Raw genomic sequence first — 23,692 nt, 5'->3', positions numbered from 1 at the left:
ATATGACAACGAATTTAAATCAAACGATACCACTTTCATTTACTACTATTGAGTTTTTTCAAAATCCCTATCCATTTTATGAACAGATTCGATCCACTCATCCTATTTATTGGGGAAATCTATTCAAATATTCGGGATGGTATGTGACAGGCTATGAAGAAGCCATAACCATTCTTAAAGATACTCGATTCAAAAATCGCATCCCGCTGCCTGAGACTTCAAAAAAATATGAGCAGCTCAAAAACATTCAAAATGACATGATGCTTTTTAAAAATCAACCTGATCATAAGCGGTTACGTTTTCTGGTTAGTAACGTATTCACTCCTAGAATGGTGGAACAGCTTCGTCCTTACATCCAAGAAACAGTAAACGATTTACTGCAACAAGTTCAACATAAGAAATCAATGGATGTCATTTCCGATTTTGCTTTTCCTTTAGCCAGTCTCATTATCGCGAAAATATTAGGAGTACCTGAGGAAGATCGACACCCATTTAGAGAATGGGCGCTAAGTCTAATCCAAACCATTGATTTTACTCGTTCGAGAAAGGCTTTAGACAATGGGAATGCCATGACAATCAACTTACGGAATTATTTTAAACAGTTGATGGAGAAACGAAGACAAAGCCCTGAAGAGGACCTTATTAGTCTATTAATAAAAGAGGAACAGCAAGAGGATAGATTAACAGATGAAGAATTAGTTGCCACCTGTATTTTACTTGTTATTGCCGGTCATGAAACAACGGTTAATCTCATCAGCAATTCCATCCTTACTTTATTGAAACATCCTCATCAGATGAAGGAACTAAAAGAAAACCCATCGCTTATTGAAAATGCCGTAGAAGAGTTTTTACGTTATGAGAGTCCAACACAAATGACGGCTCGGGTTGCATCAGAGGATATCAAAATTCATGAAACAACGATTAAAAAGGGCGATCAAGTCTATATTCTTTTGGGTGCTGCCAATCGAGATCCGAATCAATTTGCTCATGCTCATGTACTTGATATTACGAGGAACCCGAATCCTCATCTTGCCTTTGGATATGGCACGCATTTTTGTTTAGGTGCTCCGTTGGCACGTTTAGAAGCACAAATAGCGATTCAAACCCTCCTGCAACAGATGGACAATATCCAACTGGCATCTTCTGACCTTCCATGGCGAAAACTGATGGGGTTTAGATCGTTAAACGAACTGCCCATTACTTTTGATTAGTATATAGAGATTGTATTTTTAGAATGTTTAATTCAAAAGATATCTCGGTAAAAGATACGGGATGTTTAGAAAGGTTGTTACGTATATGATTCCTACCATTTCAAACTTACAAAGAAGAGATTTAAATCATGTTTGGCACCCTTGTTCACAGATGAAGGATTATGAAGATTTTCCTCCCATCGTAATCAAAAGCGGGAAAGGTATTTATTTGTATGATGAAAATGGAAAGCCGTATATAGACGCTGTATCTTCTTGGTGGGTGAATCTATTCGGACATGCCAATGACCGAATTAGCACCGCCTTAGCCAATCAAGCTTTTCAATTAGAACATGCGATATTTGCCAACTTTACTCATGAACCAGCCATTTTTCTAGCAGAAAAACTAGCAGAAATCACTCCGGAGGGTTTAACAAAAGTATTCTTTGCCGATAACGGATCATCTGCGATAGAAGTGGCTTTAAAAATGAGCTTTCAATATCATATGCAAAAAAACAAGCCAAATAAAAAACGTTTTCTAGCCTTAACAGATGCCTATCATGGCGAAACCCTTGGTGCTCTGTCTGTTGGAGGAGTAGGTCTATATAACGAAGTCTTCCAACCTTTATTACTAGATACGGTACGAGCACAAGGACCTGATTGCTTTCGATGCCCATTTAACGAGAAGCCAGAGAGCTGCAACACACCTTGTATAGCATCGGTTGAAGAAAAATTAAAGTTACACCATGAAGAGCTAACCGCGATTATTATTGAACCGTTAATCCAAGCGGCGGCAGGGATGAAAATGTATCCTCCCACTTATTTAAAAAATCTAAAGGAGCTATGTTTGCAATATGATGTACACCTTATAGCTGATGAAGTGGCAGTAGGATTTGGGCGAACAGGAACGATGTTTGCCTGCGAACAAGCAGGCATTACACCTGATTTTATGTGTTTATCAAAAGGATTAACAGGCGGTTATTTACCATTGTCAGTCGTTTTAACGACAGAGGATGTTTATCAGGCCTTCTATGATGACTATGGAACGATGAAAGCATTCTTACATTCTCATAGTTATACAGGTAATCCTTTAGCTTGCAGCGTGGCACTTGAGGTATTACAAATTTTTGAAGAAGAGCATTACATAGAACAGATTGGAGAGAAAAGCACCTACATGAACGAGTTAGCATCCAACGTATTTCATCACCAGCCATACATTGGTGAATACAGACAAACGGGTATGGTGGGCGCGATTGAATTAGTAAAAGACAAAGAGACAAAAGAACCTTTCCCTAGTGAAGAAAGAGTTGGCTATCAAATTTATCGAATCGCTCTAGAAAAAGGCTTGCTCTTAAGACCATTAGGAAACATTCTCTACTTTATGCCACCCTATGTGATGACAAAAGAAGAAATCAAGATCATGATCGATCTAACAAATGAAGCGATACAGCAATATTTCGAAAGTTAAAAAATACGTGGGGACGGTCCTCACGTATTTTTTTGTTAAAGTGAGCAGAACCGTCCCATGTATCGTCCCCAACCATGAATACAACAGAGTTACATATTATCTAGAGACATTCCATATAAAGGAAGGATTTATCAAAGCTTTTGCATCCTTTCAAGTGATGTCTATAAGTACAAAAGTAAATAATAAATAGGAAAATACTCCAAAAAATAACTAATAACATTATATGCTAAATACACATGATAAAAACAAAAATCCTTCGTCCTATTCACTTCCTATTTATATGTTTAAGTGCTCGTAATAAAAAAGAACGTTTTTATATAGAAGTACGAACCAATTTATTATCTTCTGATTCAGATATGGAAGAAGTAGTGGAGAATATATACCTTGACGAAATCTTTTGTCCTATGCTAGTTTTAAAGGCATGCACATACGTTAAGGAAGGGTTTATGTATTTTCAGCTTGTGTACGAGTAGATAAAAGAACTACTGTCCCTTATGGACCAAGTTATAAACTTCAATACTGTTATATGTGTGATAAGGTAATAAGTTCTATCAATCTGTTCGTAGTTCAATAGAAAATGATTTTTTTAGGAAGGCGAGACAATATTGAATAACTTAACAGGATCCAAACGATTACAACTTGCGATACTTTTAGGATCACTTTCACTTTTAGGTCCTTTTACGATTGATATGTATTTACCTTCGTTCCCTACAATTGTGAAGGACTATCAAACGACGGCATCTCTTGTACAAATTAGCTTAACGACATGTCTTTTAGGCTTGGGACTAGGGCAATTGATTATTGGTCCAATGAGTGATGTTCAGGGGCGACGCAAGCCGTTGCGCATTTTTCTTTTCTTGTATTTAGTCGCTTCCGTTATCTGTGCATTTGCACCGAATATTTATATCTTTATCGGTGCTCGTTTTATGCAAGGTTTTGCAGCAGCAGGTGGAATCGTTATTTCTAGGGCGATTGTTCGCGATGTCTACAGTGGCAGGGAACTGACGAAGTTCTTCTCTTTATTACTGTTATTTGGCAATCTTGGACCGATCATTGCACCAATTATTGGAGGCCTGATTCTCGCGTTCACTGATTGGTCTGGAGTTTTTCTTGTTTTGGCTTGTGTTGGTATGGTATTAGTACTAATTGTTTCAGCCAAATTAGAAGAAACATTACCAAAGGAAAAACGAGTTCCAAGTAATTTTTCTCAAGTAGTAAAGAATTTTGGTATGTTGTTAAAAGATCGCCAATTTACTGGCTATGCTCTTACACAAGGGTTTATGATTGCTGGAGTCTTTGCCTATGTATCTGGAATTTCTTTTGTCTATCAAAATATTTATCATATATCTCCTCAAGTATTCAGTCTATTATTTGGTGTGAATGGGTTTGCACTAATTATAGGTACCCAGTCTGTTGGTCGCTTTACGGATCTTATCCCAGAGAGAACCTTTTTAAAAATAGGGTTATTCATCGCTAACACATCAGGTGCTTTAGTACTAATTGCTTTTCTATTAAAAGCACCACTTATTGTGGTCGCCATTCCGATCTTCTTTTTTATCATGTCTATTGGAATCACATCGGCATCGTCTTTTTCATTAGCCATGGAGACACAAGGCCATATTGCAGGCAGTGCCTCAGCACTATTAGGGCTATTACCATTTGTACTCGGCTCCTTAACAGCTCCACTAGTGGGAATCGCAGGAGAATATACGGGCATTCCAATGGGTGTTATCATCTTTTCGGCCAGCCTTTTAGCACTGCTATCCTATTATGGATTAGCTCGAAAATCTTCTGTTATCGTACAACCTGCAAAATCATTCGAAGATGCGTAGTTTATAAACCGAATTTTACCAATTGAATAATGTTTTCTATGAATTTAAGGTCTTCTAAATAGAGGACCTTGTTTTTTATTATTGGAAGCAAGGGGACAGTTCTTTTAGAGGACAATCGGAAGTTTTGTGTTTTCAGTCCTTTTCACCGAAGTAGAACCGTCCCTATGCATCGTCACCAACTATGAATACAACGGAGTTAATAGTATCTGGAGATATTTCATAGGAGGGATTTATCAAGGTTTTGTCTCCTTTCAAGTGAACGTCTATAAAAATAGGAGATAAATACTATTCATTCATTTCTTTACTATAGTTGTAAATAATAGTAAGGAGAATAGACTAATTTTTTTTACACAATCCTCAATGAGATGTAAACAGAACTACATACTAGGTCAACATCCCTTTTCTAGAATACTAGTTGAAGACATATTTTAGATAGGAGATGGAGAACGTGAGTAAAAAATTATTAGTAGGTGCAGGGGTAGCCTTTTCGTTGTTATTCAGTCCGTTCAGCCAGGCGTTTGCAGCAGAACCAACAGTAGGAGAAAGAAAACAGGTGGATAATGTGGCGCATCGTGGTGCAACAGGATATGCACCTGAAAATACGATCGCTGGTTTCGATCTAGCAGTAGATATGAAGGCCGATTATATTGAAATCGATGTTCAAAGAAGTAAAGATGGCAAATTAGTACTAATCCATGATACAACAGTGGATCGTACAACAGATGGAACGGGAAAAGTAGGGGATTTAATGTTTGAACAACTAAGAAGCCTTGATGCGGGTAGCTGGAAAGGGGAAGAATTTGCTGGTGAACAAATCCCAACATTTGAGGAAATCCTTGAGCGCTATCACGGAAAAATGGGTATTTTAATCGAATTAAAAGCTCCAGAGCTTTATCCTGGAATTGAAGAACAAGTAGCAGAAGAATTAAAAGAACGAAATCTTGATAAACCACAAAACGAAAAAATCATTATTCAATCGTTTAACTTTGAATCTATGAAAAAAATGAATGAGCTTCTTCCTCATGTTTCAATCGGGGTGTTAACGTCTAATCGTGCACACATAACAGAACAAGCCTTACAAGAATTTTCTGCATACGCGGATTGGTTTAACCCAAGCTATGGAATTGTGACAGAAGAATTAGTAGAACAAGTTCACTCACTTGGTATGCAGATTGGATCATGGACGGTGCGTAGTCAAGAAGCAGCCAATTTCCTATTTGATATGGGAGTTGACGCGATTATTAGTGATTATCCCGATTATGTAGATCCGAGAAACTAATCGTTTATTTTTGAAAAGCACATTACATCAAGAGTTATGAAAAAGGAGCAGAGAAAGTTGCTCCTTTTTCAGATTTTAAAAGATCGTCCTTAATAAATAAGTAGTCATAAATCAATAGACAAAAACTATAGTTCATAAAGTTGTCAAAGAAGTATTTCAGGAATGTGAAATGTTTAACATAAATATATTTAATTCGAGATAATGTAGTACAATCTATTTGTGAAGTAATTAACACATAAGGAGTGGTAATAATGGTTAAATGGTTAAGAGAAAGTAATGTTTCTTCTATTATTCTTACGATATTTAGATTGTACTTAGGGTATACATTTTTGACTCATGGATGGGAAAAAGTCAGCGGTGGATTTGATGCTTCTGGTTTCCTACAAGGAGTCATAAAGAATCCTGGAGTTGAGGGCTGGTGGGCATCTTTTCTAGGTGGAATTGCACTTCCAAATGTTGAACTATTTAACGTGTTAGTTCCATGGGGAGAATTTTTAGTCGGACTTGGATTGATCGTAGGTTGTTTCACAACAGCTGCTGCTTTCTTTGGAGTGGTCATGAATTTTTCTTTCCTATTCTCAGGAGTAGCAAATCCGAATGCGCTAATGGTATTATTAGGTGTATTCATTCTTGTGGCTGGTACGAATGCAGGAAAAATTGGTCTAGACCGTTGGGTATTACCTTATATCCGTCAATTTACGAACAAGAAAACAAACGAATTTGATGTTGCGGTTTCTGCAGAAAATTAACCCGAAAAAAGTCTTCTTTCCTTAATTGAATATACTTAGAAATGAAGCTAAAGCCGAAACCATTACTGGGTAATTTCGGCTTTTTCTATTGGTTTGTCAGGGGAAGAGTACAAAAAACGTATTGACGTTTGTCGCCATTGAAAAAGAAGCCGAAACAGCCCCGCTAGCAGATTATCTTAATGAAATATTGCGGGGTGGAAGCCGCGTTCTCAGTAATTTTTATCTTGAAAAACAAAAGAAGCAAGTTGAAGAAAAATTTCATTAAAAAACATGGGGAATGAGATAGTTTATTTTTAGGTAATAGTAATCGGATCCATGTGGAAAAATAAAAAGAGCGAAAATCATCTTACGAAGGGGTACCCATGGAAAAACAGAACATATTGTTTAATCTTGACGATACATTAGCCTATTGTAACAGGTATTTTAATCAAGTGATCGGAATGTTTACCGACCAAATGAAAGGATGGTTTAACTCTTTAACAAAAAAGGAAATAAGACAGAAACAACTCGCAATGGATATCGAAGCTATTAGCGTTCATGGTTTAGATTCAGACCGCTTTCCTGAGTCTTTTGTTCGTACCTATCAATACTTTTGCAATGTAACGGGAAAAGAAAAGAAAAAAGATGAAATGGATTATATAAGGGAGTTAGGGTATAAAGTATTTAAATTCCCGGTAGAACCAATTCCCTATATGAATGAAACCCTGCAAGAATTAAAAGATGCTGGACACGAATTGTATTTGCACACAGGCGGCGATGACGCCAATCAACGCAGGAAAATTGCCCAATTAGAACTGACTATCTTTTTTGAACATCGTATCTTTATTTCTGAACATAAAGATACGACCGCTTTATCTGATATATTAAAAACCATTGATGCGGATCCTGAAATCACGTGGATGGTTGGAAATTCATTAAGAACAGATATCGTGCCCGCATTGGAGCGGAACATCAATGCGATTCACATTCCTGCAGAAATGGAATGGAAATATAACGAAGTGGACATTAAGGTGGAGCCGAAAAGGGCTTTCTATAAATTAGATTCTCTTCAGGAAGTACCGGATGTCATTCATCAACATATTCAAGAGGAGAGTCTAATTTACAAAAAATAGGCGATAGGCATCATCCAAATAATGGAAGGTGCCTATCGCCTATTTTTTGCATTTTAGAACAAATTAAACCATCATTTGGCGGAAATATTATGTGTAAAATGATTGTTCCGGAAGCACGTCCACAAATGGTAACGGTACGTCCAAATATTTTCCCAGTCTTATTGCCTAATATCAATCGGAGAGGGGAAGTAATCATAGAAACGATTGTGGTTGAATGTGGTTGAAAATGACTTTGATTATGAAATTATTGAAGAACAACCATTAGTAGAAGAGACCTTAACAGTAGAAAATGCAGAATTCATCGTCTCCATTGGCCGTGGTATCGGAAAAAAAGATAATTTAAGTATAGCTCAAGACTTTGCAGATGCAGCTGGTGCTAAATTGGCTGTTATACGTCCATTAGTCGATAATGGCTGGTTCCATCCAGCTGATCAAATCGGTCAAAGTGGAAAGATGAAGTTCTTTTGTAAGACTTTTCTTACTATTTATGGTAATCTGTACACATAAACTTATCGATTGAGAGAAGGAAGCCGTGTTATTTTATGAAAAATTCTAATCGACGTGGTCCTGTGCCAACGCTGAAAAAGGTGAATGAAGATATTTATTTGTTATCTTTACCTTATTCATTTGGCATGGAGCAAGTAAATTGTTATTTATTTAAGGGCAGTAATGGATATACGGTGGTTGATACGGGCAGTTATTCCCAGGTAGGAATCAATATTTGGGAGAATTTAATGGCATTGGGAATGAAGATGGAGAAAGTCGTTTTGACACATTTTCATATTGATCACATAGGACTTGCGAAGTGGTTCCAGGAAAAACACGGGATCCCTGTTTATATTTCCAAACTTGGTTATCAGGAAATAATACGACGACAAGATAAAAATTATGTTAATTTTATACTTAATATGTTTGAGCAACATGGAACGACAAGCTTTTCACATATGAAAGAAAAAGACGATAGTACTCCTTTTTATGAATTCGAACCAAATGGACTATTCGATTACAACGAAAATGTACAGCTAGGAAATGACAAATATGAGGTCATATGGACACCAGGTCATTGCTACGATCATATGTGTTTTTATCAGCGTGAAAAACAAATTATGGTAGTTGGTGACCATATATTAGAGAAATTATCACCTGTTATTTTGCGTGAATCTGAAATAGATCAAAATCCACTAATGGCTTATTTTAATTCTTTGGATAAAGTAAAGGATTATGAAGTGAAGCTAGCTCTTCCGGGACACGGAAACATTATGGAGAGCTTGGATCAGCGAATGGAAGAAATAAAATCCGGCCATATCCATCGTATGGATCAAATTATAGACTCTGTTCGAGAAGAAGAAAAAACAGCATGGCAATTATGCCAAGAGACCTATAGAAACGCACATTTATTTACTCCGTTTATGGCTACCATTACAAGATGTATGTATTTAGAATCCCAAGTAAAAATTAAATCCTACTTAAAAGAAGGTATACAATATTATTATTTGAATGAATAAGAATAGTACGAGGGGGTTAAGGGCAACCTCGTACTATTCAATCTGCTTATGGTGATTTAAAAGCAAAAGCATCGGAAAACTCGGAAAATATTCTATTCATTGTAAGCGATGGAATTGAAACCTGTGGAGGAAATCCTGTTGAAGAAGCTAAAAAACTAGCAAACTCTGATTTAAATGTGAAAGTAAATATTATTGGATTTAATGTGGACGATGCAGGTCAGAAACAGTTGAAGGAAACGGCTGCTGCAGGAAACGGAACTTATTACAAAAAAACAGATAGACAAAGAGTAAAAATTAATTTTTGAACTGCACCCCAATTGTTAGACACAACTAACAATTGGAGGTGTATTTTTTATAGTGAACTTTTCTCCAGAAGAAAAAGTACAAGCAGTAAAGAAATATTTGATGGAACGAGACACCTGTCCCCATATCTCTCACCTGAATCCATTTACAATTTATACCATTAAACTATTGCATTATTTGTGTTATAGTTCAATATTGACTTCTAACAATCAGTTGAACAAATAGATAAATATTTTCTAAACAAAATAAGATGAAATGTAAATGAGGTTAAATATATGAGTATACTAACGGTTACAGACCTAAACCACGGATTTGGCGATCGTACGATCTTTGATCATGTTTCCTTCCGCCTGTTAAAAGGAGAACATATCGCTTTAATTGGGGCAAACGGTGAAGGTAAATCAACGTTTATGAATATCATTACAGGGCAACTTCAGCCTGATGATGGAAAAGTAGAATGGGCTAAGCATCAGCGAGTCGGTTATCTTGATCAACATACTGTTTTACAACAGGGAATGACAATCCGTGACGTACTAAATACGGCTTTTCAATATCTCTTTGACATCGAAATGAATATTCATACAATTTACGAAAAAATATCTGACGTTACACCTGAAGAAATGGAAAAGTTGTTAGATAAAGTTGGTACATTACAAGAAACATTAACAAATAATGATTTCTATATTATTGATTCTAAAGTAGAAGAAGTGGCAAGAGGACTTGGTCTTGATGGTATAGGATTAGAAAAAGATGTTCATGATTTAAGCGGTGGGCAACGAACAAAGGTTTTATTAGCCAAGCTTTTACTTGAGAAACCAGATATTCTTCTTTTAGATGAGCCTACAAACTATTTAGACGAACAACACATTGAGTGGTTAAGACGCTACCTGCAAGAATACGAAAATGCTTTTTTATTAATTTCTCATGACATTCCATTTCTTAATAGCGTTGCAAATGTGATCTACCATTTAGAAAATCAAAAATTAAATCGCTACGTGGGTGATTACAACAATTTCCTGATTGTCTATGAAGCTAAAAAAATACAAGTTGAAGCTGCTTTTAAGAGACAACAATCAGAAATTTCTAGTTTAAAGGATTTTGTAGCCCGTAATAAGGCAAGGGCATCTACTAGTAGCCTTGCCATGTCCAGACAGAAAAAACTTGATAAAATGGACGTTATTGAAATCGCACAGGAACGACCAAAACCTGATTTCAATTTTAAAGAAGCAAGAACCTCAGGTAAATTAATTTTTGAAACGAAAGAATTTGTCATTGGATACGAAGAGCCACTATCAAAACCGTTAAATCTTTATATAGAGCGTGGACAAAAAGTTGCATTAGTTGGAGCGAATGGGATCGGTAAGACTACACTCCTTCGTAGCTTGCTCGGAGAAATCAGATCTCTTTCTGGTGCACTTGAACGCGGTGAATACCAGTATGTTGGATATTTTGAACAAGAAGTGAAAACGGAAAATCAAAACACATGTATCGAAGAAATATCGAATACGTTTCCTCATTTAAGCCAAGGACAGATACGCGCTGCTCTTGCAAGATGTGGGTTAACGAGAAAACACATTGAAAGTAAAATATCGGTTTTAAGTGGTGGAGAGCAAGCGAAAGTCCGGTTATGTAAGCTCCTTAACCAAGAAAGCAATGTCCTTGTTTTCGATGAGCCAACCAACCATTTAGATAAAGATGCAAAAGCTGAGCTTAAACGAGCTTTGAAATCGTATAAGGGAAGCATACTCCTTATCTCTCATGAACCTGAGTTTTACCAAGACGTGGTAACCGATATTTGGGACGTAGAATCATGGACAACGAAAGTCATATAAACTGGAACGGTTGAGTAGGGGACGCCGTTTCTGACCACCCATATGAATAGGAAAAAGGGAGAGCCAATCATCATGATTACTCTCCCTTTTCTTATGTTCCATATACCAAAGAAGAACTTTGAGAAATATTCAATTTAGAGAAATCATTCTGCATAATAAAGGTGTGTACTTTTGTTTAGAAGCAAAAAAATAGTTAGATTAGTAGGGAATTATTTCATCTACTTATTATCATAGGGTATTACTCGATGGATTTTTAATCATAGTTCCATCTCTAATCAATGGTTAATATATTGTATTGTATCTAAAAACCGTTTTGAATGAGGTAGACCGATGTATTTTTTTAAATCAATTTCAGATGATGTTCGATTTGCCCAATTAGAATTTCGTAAACATACAAAAGCGAAGAGGCTTGTTTTAGGATCTTTTCTCGCCTGTATGGCTGCTGTACTTCAAGCAGCAGGTGGCTTTTTACCAGGGATCGGATATTTTATCAGCCCATTTGCCACTTTACCCATTCTGATTGGTGCCATGTTTTCCCTTCAGATGGGAGTGATGTCTTATTTTCTTACCATCCTGTTGCTATTCATTCTGTTTCCAAGTGAACTAGTCGTTTTTCCTTTTACAACAGGGTTGCTAGGGATTGGTATAGGTGCAGCTTTTTCCTTTTTCAAGAAGAGATTAAGCATTATTTCTATTGGTGCCATTCTCTTAACGATAGGAATTATGAGTCTACTATATGTTTTCCACTTTCCCGTTCTTGGTCCAGCCGTATCCGATTCCTTTTCATTCCTTACAACAGGAAGTATTTTTTTATTTTCTTTCCTTTATAACTGGTTATGGGTTGAGATGGCTTTATTCTTTTTTTATAAATTAAAGACCATTATTACTTAGTGACTCATTTAGGTATGAATCATGGAACAATTTCAAAAACAGTACCTTTGTTAAAATCAGTCACACTCATAGAACCATAAACCCCTAAATATAGTCTGGTTTGATCTAGATTTGTTCCCAAACTAACATAATAAGCTGAGTGAGACCCAAAATTATAATCGGTTTCAATAACACTAAAATTATTTGGTTTACAATCTGTTCTTACCCTGGTATAAGCTAAAACCCCTCTAATCGGAGGCCCGGATTCTTCATCCCGGGCAAAATCGGTAAACACAACGCTTCCTGTTAAATCGGGGATTCCATTCCCCATATAGGCTTGCACTCCTGTAAGTGCAGTTCCTCCAAACTTATCGGGTCGGGGATCTTTCTGAAAATAACTAGTTAAAGGCTGAAGACGTCTCACTGACGTTTTTACTGCTTCATTGTAATAAGCAATTGTTTTCTCATCCAAAGTGGGATTTGCAGAGCAGCCCCTAATAATCGAAGTAGGAAAAGCGCCTTCCCACCCTCGCCAGCCAAAGTTAATAAATCCTTCTTGGTCAGGTTCGGTGTTTCTTAAAGAAGCTTGAATAAGCTGAGTAACTGGTATTGGTTTATAATGAACGAATGAAAAAATCGACTCTACCAAATCCTGTCCGACATTTCCCACATATTTGATATACTGATTATAAAACCTTTGAAATGAAATGCCTGGTATATTGCGAACCCCTTTGGCAATGACTGTAAGTGTTTCCTGAATAGGTACGGGAAGTTCATTAAAACGTGTGACTACGGGTGGATTATGGATAAATGTATTCTGAACTACATCCATTTCAATTATTTTACCTGCGATTTCCATATCGTCCTGACTTAAATTAAATGGATCATAGCCTGATCCACCATCTCCAGTTGTTAAAACAAGTTTACCTGTTTCAGGTGAAAAGGTTAAGCTATTGACACCATTGTGATTAAAAAAGGGTCTTCTTAAGTTAAGTAATGTCCGTCGTTTTTGAGGTGGACCATTCGATTGTAAAATCCATTCTTCAACTGTATCAATATGATCATATTGAGTTTCTCTATTTGTCCACTTTAGGTTTAAAGTACTGGGATCACACGGGTTAGGTTCAAAAGGTTCAGGAAGAGCACCCGGACCTTGTGTTCCAGCTACTGAATAATGAAGATAAAACAGACCGTTATAATAAAAATCGGGATGAAACGCTAGCCCTAGCAATCCCCGTTCATCATATCCACCACCAGAAACACCTAGTTTTATGATTCGCGGGCGAATATCTAAAAAAGTCCTTAAACTTGAGTTTCCTATGTAAAAGATCTCTCCTACCTGGGTTGCAATAAATAATCTTTCAATTGAGTCGCCCGGAAGTATAGTTGTTTTCAAAACAGTGGGTAAATTTATCTTACTTACAATGGGCCGTAAACGAACCTTAACTTTTATCAACTAACTTTACACTCCTTCTTATTGTTTTCTTATAAGAATATGATTAGAACTTTTCTATTAGTACCAAATTAGGACCGGGGAATCTGACAAGGCATTGTGCTATTTTCCGCACCAGCGTCGGAGGAATCCAGGGCGGTCATTGGGGACGTGTCTGTTTTTGTACATTATATTGAAAAATTGATCATTTGATGTTTCATAAAGCTTAGAAAAAGATGTTTCGATCGTTTTTTCCTTAGAAATGGCTAAAAAACAATTGCTCAAAAGAGCCCTTGGCCAGGTAGGGGCAGTCAGTTCGGTTAAATTAAGAAATCCATACCGACTTTTTCAAGAAAAGGATTGGAACGGTCTTCACCAGGCAATGGGGGTTCTTTCTAAGCTGGATCTGCATATTCTTGATCAAGGCGGGATTGATGTACCGTTTATTCGGTCCAATGTCAGGAAGTTGAGACAAAAATATGGAGAAGAGAAACGGATTCTTGTCGTGATTGATTATTTGTAATTATCGAACAAGATTCTGATGTGATCGCGTTTCTTTATCGGGATGACTATTATGATCAACGGTCCGAGCAAAAGGATCAGATCGAAATCATCATAGCGAAGCAGCGAAATGGTCCGATTGGGACGGTTCATCTAGCGTTTTATAAAGAGTTTGGCAGGTTTCGAGATTTGGTAGGATAAGGGGACGATTCTTGTGACTTTAGCAAAAACTGAATGAACTATAGAAGTCTAACTTGATTTTCCGACATAAGGTTGGATGGGAATCCCGATCTACTCTCCTTTCGCTGGGCTGTTCATTACTGCGTAATAAAAGGCTTGTTCAAGGAAGCGGATCGGCATTCTATGTTGAAAAATGAAATGTGATTTATATAGAAGTTCTGATGAAAAAAGAAACTTCTTTTTCGTTTGTTGGAGGTCGTAGCGCACAGCGTAAAGAGTTCCGCAGTTTGTTGTTTATTTTTAGCTCATTGATGGAATAATAGATAGAACCATTAAGAAATAAGGAGCGTTTAATATGAGTAAAGAATGTTATGGTTGTCATTCAACAAACATTTATATCGAAGAAGAAGTTTTTGAAGAGGATTATATTCTCCAACTTTATATTTGTGATAGTTGTGGAGTAAGCAACACCAAGTTTGAATATTATGATGATTAAAAACAAATGATGGAAGCTTTATCATTTGAAGCCCTACATGAAAGTAGGGTTTCTTTTTTAATTGGTGGAGTACATAGTTTCTATGATATTGCATTCAGTGATGTTGAAAAAGAATTAATCAATACGACCCATTGCACTGATAATGGAGAAGACACAGAAGACAAAGTATTTTTGCTTAGTGTTAACGAGTTAAAAGGTTTGTCAGGTGTTTACGGAAAAAGTTTTTTTAGAGCAGTTGGAACGGACTTTGCCAAACTAAAAAAAGCTGATGGCTGCAACTAAAGTTTTATTTAATTTAAAGTTTCTTATTGAATGGGTCATCATTTTAATAGTGGTAACGTTTGACTTTGATATGTTTCCTACGAAAAAACATAAAAAAATCGGTGGAATCAATCGTATACATAATTTTTAAAATATTCTAAAATTAGTATACGCTTACACAATAGGTTAAATAGTTGAATTTTATAAAAATAATAGACTTTTTAAAGGAGAAGAGGAAAGAATGGACAAGTGATCAATGGTTTATAATGGCAGAATGCTGTTATTAAACAAAAAATACCATTATTATAAATTAATAATATATATAATTAATTTTCCTAGAAATCTTTATTCAGTTAATCTATACAACCTGAAAGGAGACGAACGACTATGAATCAAGACTTTAATCAAACAAAAGTTATAAGTCAAGCAATGGAACTATTTTGGAACAAAGGATATGAAGCCACCACAATAGAAGATATTTTAAAGGTGACAGGAGTTAATATGAATGAATACAATGAGGCTTTCGGTAGCAAAGAGCAACTATACTTAGTAGCCTTTAACTACTACAGTTTTTAAAGTCTACTTTGAAGATATTGAAAATAGAAAGAATAGCAAAAGATAAGAACAAATCTCTCTTTTATTGATTGAATGAATAAAGAGTCATAAAAAAATCGCATAAATTTTAACCATACAAAAGAGGTCCAAGATAATAACCTTCATTATTTTGAACCTCACTAATATTAATAAAAAATTCCATTTCTTTATATACTGTAGATAATGGCCCGTTTGTTGAATAGCGAATAAGAACCTAATCCCCACAAACCGAGTGACCTACTATTTTTGTTCATGGCTGAAACCATTCCAATAATACGAGAGTGGATTTCAGATGATGAGCTAGAACAAAAATAATCAAAATAGAATAATGATTCTGTGGGTATTAATCGATTCAAACTTTAGCTAAATATCACTGGGCATTTGTTCCTTCGGTTCACAAAGTTACTAACTACTTTTTAGTGGTTAGCCTGAAACAGGGACACGCTGTACTTTCTACGATGTCATCCAATTTTGTATAATTTCTGCGGTTTCAGTCTGAATTGATATGATTTTACCCTGAATTGCTATAGATTTACCCCGAATCATTTTGCTTTATAAACATGTTATGTAAATAGGCAGCATTCATCATTTGGATGCTGCCTATTTTAAGGCTCAGGAGCTGTTACAGCATGTGGAACGCGTCCAATTAATCACGCGCCAGGTAACACCCTTGATTGGAGGTACTTAGCGCGTGATTAATAAAAATAGGGGATATTGTTATAAATAATAACTTTTAACTCTATGTTTAAAAAAGTCAATTGAAAATTGGCGGAATTCTATAGCAGCTTTTGATAGATAACGGTTTTTATGCCAAGCAATACCTATCGTTCGTTTACAAACTGGATGATTAATCTTAATTCGCACAGTTTTAGGTGCTGAATCTCGAAGTATTGAGAGATTCGGGATAAAGGAAATTCCGTAACCTAATTCTACTAATTTTTGAATAGTCCAGGATTCTTCCAGTTCAATAGCTGTATTAGCTGTAAATCCGGCCTCCTTACAAAACTTGTCTGTAATTTCCCTGAATCCATAACCTTGAGGTAATCCAATAAAAGTTTCATCTGAAACTTCATTAAGATTTATCATTTTACGGTCAGCTAATCGGTGGTTATAGGGAACAGATAAAAATATTTCTTCTTCTATTAAGGTAACCCACTCAATATTTTCTCCTATTATTAGACTAGTAGAGATACATATGTCAATTTGAGCATTTTCTAATAGACGCTTCATTTCAGAAGAAGAGGCTTGTTTATGTTTGATTTTGACATGCGGATGATCTTTCAGAAAATCGCCAAAAAATGTGGCCATGACATGAGGAAGAGTCATGGCTAGTGATATAACTCCTTTTTCAGGACTATTCATATCTTGTACTTGAGATTTACCTTCATTTATTTCAATGAATATGCGATTCACTCGTTCTAGGAAAGCTTTACCAAATTCATTTAAATATATCTGTTTCCCTTGTCTATGAAATAAAGGTGTACCTAGGTCATCTTCTAAACGTGCTATTGTCTTGCTTAATGCAGGCTGAGAGATATTAAGTTCAGCGGCAGCTCTTGTCATATGTTCATATTTAGCTGCTGTTTGAAAATATTTTAAATGTAAAAGCTCCATTTTGAACTCCTTTTATAAACCTAATAATTATAGTTATATACACTATTATACATTAATTTAATATTATTTTTTTATTAGATATTCTTCAGCATATAGTGCTTTGAAAATATCCATAAAATGAGAACCATCTTCTTTAATCACATCCATAGAATCCTTTCTGCTGAAATGACCATATTGAAAAGCATCGACATTCCAGTAACAAAGTGACATGGATCCATTCCATTCGACTGGAGCAGGTTTAATGGTTTTAATAAAATGATTTTGCTCGTAAATTCCTGCACCGGTATGATGTAACAATGCTTTCGGGCCGTGGATATGTTCCCAGTAGGAGGAGAAATCTTCCGGACGCTGCTCGTCTAAGCATTTTAATAAACCCATTCTTTTAATCCAGCGGGATTTTTCTCCTAATGGCCATTTCGGATAACAGGGGCGCAAGATTACTTGTTTGCATTCGTATGCGCCGATGACGTTCATGTCTTGATAAAGAGATAAAACATCAATACCCTCTCTGTCCAGACCTCATCAATGGCTAAAATGCCGGAAGTATGATGTATCTAAAAATCATTAAAAAATTAAATTACCTAAAGTCTTACTATTGAACATTTAATCACTTTTTAGTGCAATAGTATTTTGGCAGAAAAGCTGATTTTCAAGGCTCTAAAGCCCCTTTCAGAATTTTTATGAATAATTCAGGATAAATTAAATTTCAGCCCTTTTATTTTAAATCTTTATTATAAAAATATAAAACAGCCCAGCAATAAGAAGTGAAAAGACTCCACCTCTTTTACCGGGCTTACTTACGAACATGGACTGACTTTTGATCAGTCCAAGTAACTAAAAGTTTGTCATATAAAGGAATGATACAGTTTATTTTTTATTACTGAATCGTAAATCCACCGTCAATAGGAATAGCCGTACCATTCATGAATTGTGCCTGGTCTGATGCAAGGAAGACAGCCAGTTCAGCTACTTCTTCCTGCTGACCAAATCTTCCTGCTGGAATTTGATCAACTGGAATATTTTCCAGAATATCTTTCGTCAAAGGTGTTATGATTGTACCAGGGCAGATTGCATTGACCTTAATTCCTTTAGAAGCGTAAACAGAAGCTAAATGTTTCGTATAACCGATTAATCCATGCTTAGATGCTGTATAGGCCGCTCCACCCTTACCTGCAACCAATCCAGCCACAGAAGAAATATTGATAATGGTCCCGTTTCCACGGCTAATCATTCCTGGAAGGACTAAATTTGTTAAAAGGAAAGCACTTTTAAGATTAATATTAAAGAAAAAGTCCCAATCTTCTTCACTAGTCTCCAAACTTGTTTTATATTTGTCAAAGATTCCAGCATTATTTACCAGAATATCAATTTGGCTAAATTCATTTAATATATCCTGAACCATACCATTTATCTCATCTGAGTTAGTCATATTCACCTGTAAAGCTAATGCTGACCCGCCGTTTTCGACGATTTCATTGACCACTTTTTTTGCGCCATCATAGTTAATATCAGCCACTACAACCTTTGCCCCTTTTGCTGCAAAAGCTAAAGCCTCGGCTTTCCCCATCCCGGAAGCGCCTCCTGTTATAAGCGCTACTTTATCTTTTAATATCATAAATATCCCCCTATTCATCGTTATTCTTTATGAATAAATCTATTAGTCTGTCATTTTACTTCTAAATTTTATTAACTCTCATTAACAGCTAAAACAGTGTTGGTACTGGCTGCCATTTCTTTTCTTCTTAATAACAAGAAACCTAAAAGAATGGCGAAACCTTGGATAGCTAATACACCGAGGAATACAGCATAATAGGATCCAGTTATATCATAAGCAAATCCAAAGATAGTTGTTCCAACGGCGATCGCTAAAGTAGACGATGCCATGATCATGGAATAGATGGACGCATAATCTCTGTTTCCAAAAACAGCTTTGATCATGAATGGTGGTAACAGAGTACTACAGGAATACCCAATACCAAAAGAAAGTCCCCCAATATATAGAGAAATACCCCCTATGCTTCCACTAAATAAAATGAGCAAGATTCCTGTCATACCTGAACCGATTCCAATGAAATTTGTAATCTTTATCCCGACTTTATCGTTTAACCAGCCTAAAAGGAATTTCCCGGATGTTTGTCCAATCATGACACACGTAACGACAGATGCAGCAAATGAAGTAGAGAAACCTTCTGATAAAAGATGATTCGGAATGTGAAAACTTACCGTTACCACTAGACCTAATAGACCTGTAAAAATAAATAAAGCGTAGAATGGAACTGATTTAATCGCCTGTTTGAGAGTAGTTCCTGTTTCCTTAACAACCTTCTTGGAAGATTTCTCAGCAATTTCCGCTCCATAAGCAGTTATGTTTTTTTCTTTTGGATCCTTTCGGATAACAAAAATGGTAAAAGGAAGTGTTAAGACAGCAACAAGCACTCCAAGTGCCATATAAGAGCTTCTCCATCCAATTGTTTCAATTAGATATCCGGCAATGGGAGCAAAGATAGCTCCGCCTATACCCATAAATGTCATAGACAACCCCAGAACAGTTCCCATCTTAAGCTTAAACCAGTTGTTAATAATCAATGGTACGGCTGCATAAATTAAGAAGGAGTTAGCGATACCAAGTAATACACCTGAAACGTAAAATTGGTAAACAGATGTGTATGTCCCCATTAATCCAAATGCAAGGGCATCCGTTAGTGCAGCGACTGTTAATATTAGGCGCATATTAAATTTGGAAAAGATTTTTCCTGCAAAAGGAAGGGTGATGGTTATCACAAAATACATAAGTGTTGTATAAAAAACAATATCAGCTGTACCGACTCCCAATTCAGTACTCACAGATTTATAGAATAACCCGGCACAACTAACAATAACTCCAACACTCCCTGCATAAATAAAACAGCAAGCTACTGCTATCCACCATGCATAGTGTAGTTTTTCACCTTTTTTTGACACTATAGCCCAACCCCTTTTTAAAAAATATTTTTGTTCATTAATAGAGAAAAAGATGTTTATGTAGAGTTCACTTGCAAATCTCCTCCTTTAATTAAAATGATCTTATGGAAATGTAAATTCCTGCATGTGTCCATTCTTTAGACAAACGCTTTATATTGTGACATCCCAACAGGTAGGATGGAACAATTGTTCTGATTATTCAAAAAAATAAGTCCAGCATAAAGTAAATAGAGAACTTTATGCTGGACTTATTTACTAAGAGAGATAAATTTTTGTTTACCCCTGTAAATAACAGCGCTTACAAATTTATTGAACTATCAGAATCTTATGATAAATAAAAGCGGATGTCAATACTAAAATACATAAAAAAATGAGATTAATAGATTAGAAAGAGAGAATCAATTATAAGAAGAAAGGCGGGACAATTGATTAGTTTGTTGATAAATTTTAATTTTGGACTCATAATATTGAAGTGTATCTTATTTTAAAAAAGCCAATCGTTCCACAAAATCAAATGCGCCTGGGCGTATTTGTGCCTAGGTAATACCTTAGTTTACTCGACGACGGACAGGACGTCCTAGTCAGGCGAGACTAAGGATATGGCGTTTTGAGCGTGGCAAATATCCTTTGCAAATCGAAAGGCTCACCGGAGGCTTTCACTTTATTCAGTCGGGGTTTGAACCCACACTGAATTGAATAACGATTGCCTTCCTCTCACTACTTATAGAAGTGGGAGACTTCTGCTGAATAAAATGAAACATGGATCTTTTATAGATTTGTATAAAAATTTTCGTATTTTCGCAATATTTTCACTTGACAATAAATTGATTCATTTATAAAATAAGGACAAGAATTAAATAAAAGCTGTTATTTATTGAGATTGACTCTTCAAAAAAGCCAATCTTTATTCGTAAATAAGCCCAGCAAAAAAAAGCGATATGCTATTTTTTGCTGGGCTTTTTATTTTGCGAAAGGTAAAAGGGGGGAACTAGATAAAAGGTGGTTAACTTCAGTTAAGTAATAGTAAATGAAAATGAATCATAATCTAGCAAAATGATGAAAAGGTAAAGGATGGGAATACAAATGAAATATAAAGTAATGGAGAATCATCAGGAGTTAAGAAAAACGGTTCGCAAATTTGTACAAAAGGAAATTGTTCCCAATAACGAAGAATGGGAAAAGAATGGGTTTCCAAATGAGATATTTAGAAAAATGGGGCAAATGGGGTTATTTGGAGTACGCTATCCTGAGGAATATGGGGGCAGCAACTTGGATTACTTTGCAGCAATGGCAGTAACAGAGGAAATTGCTTCATCAGGTTGTGCAGGCTTAGGGATGGCATTTAATGTACAGGCTTTAATGGCAACAAACCCAATATTAAAATTCGGTACAGAAGAACAGAAAAGAAACTATCTCGTGCCTTCAATAGCTGGAGAAAAAATTGCTGCTCTTGGTATTACCGAGCCTTCTGCCGGATCAGATGTGGCTGGATTACGGACTACAGCTAAGAAAACAGATGGCGGATGGATTATCAATGGATCCAAGGTTTTTATTACAAATGGGATAAGAGCTGATTATCAAAACTTAATAGCAAAGACAGGAGAAAAAAATGGCAGACCGTTATTTAGCATCTTTTTAGTGGATAGTCATTTAGAAGGTTATACGGTAGGTCGTAAGTTAGAAAAGATAGGCATGCACGCATCAGATACGGCAGAAATCTTTCTAGAAAATGTCTTTGTTCCGGATGATGCCTTGTTGGGTAAAGAAGGAGAAGGATTTAAGCAGCTTATGTGGCAATTGAACGGAGAGCGTTTGATTCAAGCTACTGCTTGTGTAGCGGGTGCCCAAAGATGTTTGGATTTGGCTGTGCAATATGCCAAAGAACGAGAACAATTTGGTCGATCCCTGTCAAAGAACCAGGTTATCAGACATTACTTGGCTGAAATGCAAACCGAAGTCGAAGCTGCCCGTGCACTTTTATATAATACTGCTGCTCAATATGATAAAGGGGAAGTGCTAGTAAAAGAAATATCCATGACAAAACTATTGGCTTCTAAAGTTTATTATGAAGTTGCGGATAAAGCTTTACAAATTCACGGCGGTTATGGATATATGGATGAATATCCAATCTCTAGAGAATGGCGGGATGCCCGTTTGATGAGAATTGGCGGGGGGACTGACGAAGTTCAAAAAGAAATTATTGCAAAAGAAATGAACCTATAAATCGTTTATCTTAGTTATAAATTATGAAGTGGTTAAATTTCGTAATTGCAAGCGCTTTATTTTAGAAAGTAAATAATAGGATGCTGAATATCTATGGGGAAATAAAACTCATACTTTTATTTCTAAATTAGTAGATATAACTCAGCGGCAAGATTCAAAGTGTTGATGGATCTAGCTCTGGGTTTTTTGTGTTGCAGTCCACTAATAGAGGAGGAAGATAATGGCTAAATTATTTTCTTCATTTTCGATAAAAGAAGTCGTTTTTAAAAATAGAATCGTCATGTCGCCTATGTGTATGTTTTCTTCATTTAATAGGGATGGGCATGTAAACAAATTTCATCATATGCATTACGTTAGCAGGGCAATGGGTCAAGTTGGATTGATTATGCTTGAATCGACAGCCGTTCATTCTCAGGGAAGAATATCCATGAAAGACTTGGGGATTTGGGATGAAAATCATATGGAAGGATTAAGTGAACTTGTCCAAGAGATTCATCGATATGGCAGTAAGGCAGGAATTCAGCTTTCACATGCAGGAAGAAAGGCAGATATAGAAGGTGAAATCTATGCTCCATCTCCTTTGCCATATAAACAAGATCAACGAGTACCAAATGAGTTATCCATGTCTCAAATACAGGAAACTATCCACCAATTTAAGGAAGCAGCCATAAGAGCAAAAGTAGCAGGATTTGATGTCATTGAGCTTCATGGAGCACATGGCTATTTAATTAATGAGTTTTTATCTCCATTATCTAATCATAGAAATGACCAGTATGGCGGGACAATAGAAAACCGTTATCGATTTTTGGAAGAAATAATTGATGAAATCAATGAAGTTTGGGATGGACCGTTATTTGTACGTTTATCCGTAAATGAATACCATCCTGAAGGAAATAGCATTGATGATATTGTTTATTTTTCCAGAAAACTAAAAGAGCTGGGAGTAGATTTGATCGATTGTAGTTCTGGAGCCATTGTACCTGCACGGATTGATGTCTTTCCCGGATATCAGGTTCATCTTGCTGAGAAAATTAAGCAAGATGCTGGGATTGCAACAGGTGCTGTTGGTTTAATTACGAGTCCTCTTCACGCAGAAGAAATTTTAAAAAATAATCGGGCAGATTTAATTTTTATAGCCAGAGAACTATTACGTAACCCTTATTGGCCATTAAGGGCTGCTGTTGAATTAGGTATAGAATTGACTGGACCAGGTCAGTATTCAAAAGCATGGGAAGGTCCAGTAATAGAAAAATGGCATCCTAATTAACTGGAGTATGAACATAATTTACGGAA

Annotated in this window: 25 protein-coding genes; 20 read left to right on the top strand and 5 right to left on the bottom strand. The window is 36.1% G+C overall.

What is annotated here, in order from left to right:
- The first annotated feature begins 2 nt into the window (after window positions 1-2).
- From JMM81_RS14170 to JMM81_RS14110, 13 genes are all read left to right on the top strand, one after another.
- A complete protein-coding gene (locus JMM81_RS14170; RefSeq protein ID WP_256242216.1) occupies window positions 3-1,211 on the top strand; it encodes a cytochrome P450 in 1,209 nt (402 codons plus the stop codon).
- 85 nt (window positions 1,212-1,296) lie between these two features.
- Entirely contained in the window at window positions 1,297-2,655 is a 1,359-nt protein-coding gene (bioA, locus tag JMM81_RS14165; RefSeq protein WP_256242214.1) for an adenosylmethionine--8-amino-7-oxononanoate transaminase, read from the top strand.
- A 605-nt stretch (window positions 2,656-3,260) separates the two neighbouring features.
- Complete coding sequence (locus JMM81_RS14160; RefSeq protein WP_256242213.1) at window positions 3,261-4,487, top strand: multidrug effflux MFS transporter; 1,227 nt, start codon at window positions 3,261-3,263, stop codon at window positions 4,485-4,487.
- 448 nt (window positions 4,488-4,935) lie between these two features.
- On the top strand, window positions 4,936-5,766 hold the full coding sequence (locus tag JMM81_RS14155; protein ID WP_256242212.1) for a glycerophosphodiester phosphodiesterase: 831 nt from the start codon (window positions 4,936-4,938) through the stop codon (window positions 5,764-5,766).
- A gap of 248 nt (window positions 5,767-6,014) precedes the next feature.
- The gene (locus tag JMM81_RS14150; protein ID WP_256242265.1) at window positions 6,015-6,515 is read left to right on the top strand and encodes a DoxX family protein; all 501 of its coding nucleotides are present in this window, start codon (window positions 6,015-6,017) and stop codon (window positions 6,513-6,515) included.
- A gap of 121 nt (window positions 6,516-6,636) precedes the next feature.
- Window positions 6,637-6,780: a hypothetical protein gene (locus JMM81_RS14145; RefSeq protein ID WP_256242211.1), complete on the top strand. Its 144-nt coding sequence runs from the start codon at window positions 6,637-6,639 to the stop codon at window positions 6,778-6,780.
- Between the two features lie 97 nt (window positions 6,781-6,877).
- The gene (locus tag JMM81_RS14140) at window positions 6,878-7,627 is read left to right on the top strand and encodes an HAD family hydrolase (RefSeq protein WP_256242210.1); all 750 of its coding nucleotides are present in this window, start codon (window positions 6,878-6,880) and stop codon (window positions 7,625-7,627) included.
- Window positions 7,552-7,851: a hypothetical protein gene (locus JMM81_RS23110; RefSeq protein ID WP_375162388.1), complete on the top strand. Its 300-nt coding sequence runs from the start codon at window positions 7,552-7,554 to the stop codon at window positions 7,849-7,851. Before JMM81_RS14140 ends, JMM81_RS23110 begins: the two co-directional genes overlap by 76 nt.
- A complete protein-coding gene (locus JMM81_RS14130; RefSeq protein WP_256242207.1) occupies window positions 7,844-8,134 on the top strand; it encodes an FAD-binding protein in 291 nt (96 codons plus the stop codon). The genes JMM81_RS23110 and JMM81_RS14130 overlap by 8 nt, the downstream gene beginning before the upstream one ends.
- Before the next feature lie 35 nt (window positions 8,135-8,169).
- Entirely contained in the window at window positions 8,170-9,132 is a 963-nt protein-coding gene (locus tag JMM81_RS14125) for an MBL fold metallo-hydrolase (protein ID WP_256242205.1), read from the top strand.
- A gap of 35 nt (window positions 9,133-9,167) precedes the next feature.
- Window positions 9,168-9,437 carry a VWA domain-containing protein gene (locus JMM81_RS14120; RefSeq protein WP_256242264.1) on the top strand — a complete coding sequence of 90 codons (270 nt, stop codon included), beginning with the start codon at window positions 9,168-9,170 and terminating at the stop codon, window positions 9,435-9,437.
- Between the two features lie 273 nt (window positions 9,438-9,710).
- On the top strand, window positions 9,711-11,267 hold the full coding sequence (locus JMM81_RS14115) for an ABC-F family ATP-binding cassette domain-containing protein (RefSeq protein ID WP_256242204.1): 1,557 nt from the start codon (window positions 9,711-9,713) through the stop codon (window positions 11,265-11,267).
- A gap of 330 nt (window positions 11,268-11,597) precedes the next feature.
- The gene (locus JMM81_RS14110) at window positions 11,598-12,158 is read left to right on the top strand and encodes a YybS family protein (RefSeq protein ID WP_256242203.1); all 561 of its coding nucleotides are present in this window, start codon (window positions 11,598-11,600) and stop codon (window positions 12,156-12,158) included.
- A gap of 19 nt (window positions 12,159-12,177) precedes the next feature.
- Here JMM81_RS14110 and JMM81_RS14105 read toward each other — a convergent pair whose 3' ends face one another.
- Window positions 12,178-13,593: a PQQ-dependent sugar dehydrogenase gene (locus JMM81_RS14105; RefSeq protein ID WP_256242202.1), complete on the bottom strand. Its 1,416-nt coding sequence runs from the start codon at window positions 13,591-13,593 to the stop codon at window positions 12,178-12,180.
- A gap of 238 nt (window positions 13,594-13,831) precedes the next feature.
- Here JMM81_RS14105 and JMM81_RS14100 point away from each other — a divergent pair, with 238 nt between their 5' ends.
- From JMM81_RS14100 to JMM81_RS14080, 5 genes are all read left to right on the top strand, one after another.
- Window positions 13,832-14,092, top strand: coding sequence for a DnaB-like helicase C-terminal domain-containing protein (locus JMM81_RS14100; protein ID WP_256242201.1), 261 nt, complete (start codon window positions 13,832-13,834; stop codon window positions 14,090-14,092).
- Between the two features lie 20 nt (window positions 14,093-14,112).
- Window positions 14,113-14,271 (top strand): DnaB-like helicase C-terminal domain-containing protein, encoded by a 159-nt coding sequence (locus JMM81_RS14095; protein WP_256242200.1) that lies wholly within the window; start codon window positions 14,113-14,115, stop codon window positions 14,269-14,271.
- A gap of 334 nt (window positions 14,272-14,605) precedes the next feature.
- Complete coding sequence (locus JMM81_RS14090; protein WP_256242199.1) at window positions 14,606-14,746, top strand: hypothetical protein; 141 nt, start codon at window positions 14,606-14,608, stop codon at window positions 14,744-14,746.
- 6 nt (window positions 14,747-14,752) lie between these two features.
- Window positions 14,753-15,028 carry a DUF6273 domain-containing protein gene (locus tag JMM81_RS14085; protein ID WP_256242198.1) on the top strand — a complete coding sequence of 92 codons (276 nt, stop codon included), beginning with the start codon at window positions 14,753-14,755 and terminating at the stop codon, window positions 15,026-15,028.
- A gap of 366 nt (window positions 15,029-15,394) precedes the next feature.
- Window positions 15,395-15,583: a TetR/AcrR family transcriptional regulator gene (locus JMM81_RS14080; RefSeq protein ID WP_256242197.1), complete on the top strand. Its 189-nt coding sequence runs from the start codon at window positions 15,395-15,397 to the stop codon at window positions 15,581-15,583.
- A 735-nt stretch (window positions 15,584-16,318) separates the two neighbouring features.
- Here JMM81_RS14080 and JMM81_RS14075 read toward each other — a convergent pair.
- The 4 genes from JMM81_RS14075 to JMM81_RS14060 form a co-directional block, all read right to left on the bottom strand.
- Window positions 16,319-17,215, bottom strand: coding sequence for a LysR family transcriptional regulator (locus JMM81_RS14075; protein ID WP_256242196.1), 897 nt, complete (start codon window positions 17,213-17,215; stop codon window positions 16,319-16,321).
- A 63-nt stretch (window positions 17,216-17,278) separates the two neighbouring features.
- Window positions 17,279-17,593 carry an EthD domain-containing protein gene (locus JMM81_RS14070; RefSeq protein WP_256242195.1) on the bottom strand — a complete coding sequence of 105 codons (315 nt, stop codon included), beginning with the start codon at window positions 17,591-17,593 and terminating at the stop codon, window positions 17,279-17,281.
- A gap of 499 nt (window positions 17,594-18,092) precedes the next feature.
- The gene (locus tag JMM81_RS14065; RefSeq protein WP_256242194.1) at window positions 18,093-18,830 is read right to left on the bottom strand and encodes an SDR family NAD(P)-dependent oxidoreductase; all 738 of its coding nucleotides are present in this window, start codon (window positions 18,828-18,830) and stop codon (window positions 18,093-18,095) included.
- A gap of 71 nt (window positions 18,831-18,901) precedes the next feature.
- Window positions 18,902-20,176, bottom strand: a complete 1,275-nt coding sequence (locus JMM81_RS14060) for an MFS transporter (protein WP_256242193.1) — start codon at window positions 20,174-20,176, stop codon at window positions 18,902-18,904.
- A 1,083-nt stretch (window positions 20,177-21,259) separates the two neighbouring features.
- On the opposite strand from JMM81_RS14060, the gene JMM81_RS14055 reads away from it, so the two are divergent.
- Both JMM81_RS14055 and namA read left to right on the top strand, forming a co-directional pair.
- The gene (locus tag JMM81_RS14055) at window positions 21,260-22,399 is read left to right on the top strand and encodes an acyl-CoA dehydrogenase family protein (RefSeq protein ID WP_256242192.1); all 1,140 of its coding nucleotides are present in this window, start codon (window positions 21,260-21,262) and stop codon (window positions 22,397-22,399) included.
- Between the two features lie 217 nt (window positions 22,400-22,616).
- Window positions 22,617-23,666, top strand: a complete 1,050-nt coding sequence (namA, locus tag JMM81_RS14050; protein WP_256242263.1) for an NADPH dehydrogenase NamA — start codon at window positions 22,617-22,619, stop codon at window positions 23,664-23,666.
- Window positions 23,667-23,692: the final 26 nt, after the last annotated feature.

This window comes from Bacillus sp. V3B, assembly GCF_024494465.1.
GTDB lineage: Bacteria > Bacillota > Bacilli > Bacillales > Cytobacillaceae > Bacillus_BD.
The sequence above is the reverse complement of the archived record's forward strand: the minus strand, read 5'-3'. Positions and strand labels throughout refer to the sequence as shown.